1 rRNA gene is annotated in these 1,730 nt (G+C 57.6%); it reads left to right on the forward strand.

What is annotated here, in order from left to right:
- Window positions 1-1,730: ribosomal RNA gene (locus ACFXKZ_RS52385) — 23S ribosomal RNA — on the forward strand; the annotation flags it as partial.

Below are 1,730 nucleotides of genomic sequence, written 5' to 3' on the forward strand. Positions count from 1 at the left end.
GGTGGCCGTGACTGCGTGCCTTTTGAAGAATGAGCCTGCGAGTTTGCGGTGTGTGGCGAGGTTAACCCGTGTGGGGTAGCCGTAGCGAAAGCGAGTCCGAACAGGGCGATTGAGTCGCGCGCCCAAGACCCGAAGCGGAGTGATCTAGCCATGGGCAGGGTGAAGCGCGGGTAAGACCGTGTGGAGGCCCGAACCCACCAGGGTTGAAAACCTGGGGGATGACCTGTGGTTAGGGGTGAAAGGCCAATCAAACTCCGTGATAGCTGGTTCTCCCCGAAATGCATTTAGGTGCAGCGTCGTGTGTTTCTTGCCGGAGGTAGAGCACTGGATTGTTGATGGGCCTCACCAGGTTACTGAGATAAGCCAAACTCCGAATGCCGGTAAGTGAGAGCGCGGCAGTGAGACTGCGGGGGATAAGCTCCGTGGTCGAGAGGGAAACAGCCCAGAGCACCGACTAAGGCCCCCAAGCGTGCGCTAAGTGGGAAAGGATGTGGAGTCGCAGAGACAACCAGGAGGTTGGCTTAGAAGCAGCCACCCTTGAAAGAGTGCGTAATAGCTCACTGGTCAAGTGATTCCGCGCCGATAATGTAGCGGGGCTCAAGCGCACCGCCGAAGTCGTGTCATTCGTATGTTAGCCAAGCCTTCGTGGTTCAGGTGTACGGATGGGTAGGGGAGCGTCGTGCAGCGAGTGAAGTCGCGGTGGAAACCAGTGGTGGACGCTGCACGAGTGAGAATGCAGGCATGAGTAGCGAATCACACGTGGGAAACGTGTGCGCCGGATGACCAAGGGTTCCTGGGGCAGGCTAATCCGCCCAGGGTAAGTCGGGACCTAAGGCGAGGCCGACAGGCGTAGTCGATGGACAACGGGTTGATATTCCCGTACCCGCTACGATGCGCCAGCGCTGAACCTCGTGATGTTAAGGCCGTGAAGCCGCCGGGATCCTTCGGGTGATCGGATGGGTGGAGCCGCCGAACCAATCGGGTAGTAGGTGAGCGATGGGGTGACGCAGGAAGGTAGTCCAGCCCGGGCGGTGGTAGTCCCGGGGTAAGGGTGTAGGGCGAGAGATAGGCAAATCCGTCTCTCATGAAGCCTGAGACCTGATGCCGACCCGATTGTGGGGAAGTGGATGATCCTATGCTGCCGAGAAAAGCCTCTAGCGAGTGTCGTGGCGGCCCGTACCCCAAACCGACTCAGGTGGTCAGGTAGAGAATACCAAGGCGTTCGGGTGAACTGTGGTTAAGGAACTCGGCAAAATGCCCCCGTAACTTCGGGAGAAGGGGGGCCATTGTTGGTGATCCCTCTTGCAGGGTGAGCTGGTGGTGGCCGCAGAGACCAGCGAGAAGCGACTGTTTACTAAAAACACAGGTCCGTGCGAAGTCGTAAGACGATGTATACGGACTGACGCCTGCCCGGTGCTGGAACGTTAAGGGGACCGGTTAGCTCTTCGGGGCGAGGCTGAGAACTTAAGCGCCAGTAAACGGCGGTGGTAACTATAACCATCCTAAGGTAGCGAAATTCCTTGTCGGGTAAGTTCCGACCTGCACGAATGGCGTAACGACTTCTCGACTGTCTCAACCACAGGCCCGGTGAAATTGCACTACGAGTAAAGATGCTCGTTTCGCGCAGCAGGACGGAAAGACCCCGGGACCTTTACTATAGTTTGATATTGGTGTTCGGTTCGGCTTGTGTAGGATAGGTGGGAGACTGTGAAGGGGACACGCCAGTGTTC

The sequence above is a fragment of the Embleya sp. NPDC059237 genome (genome assembly GCF_042754105.1).
Lineage (GTDB): Bacteria > Actinomycetota > Actinomycetes > Streptomycetales > Streptomycetaceae > Embleya.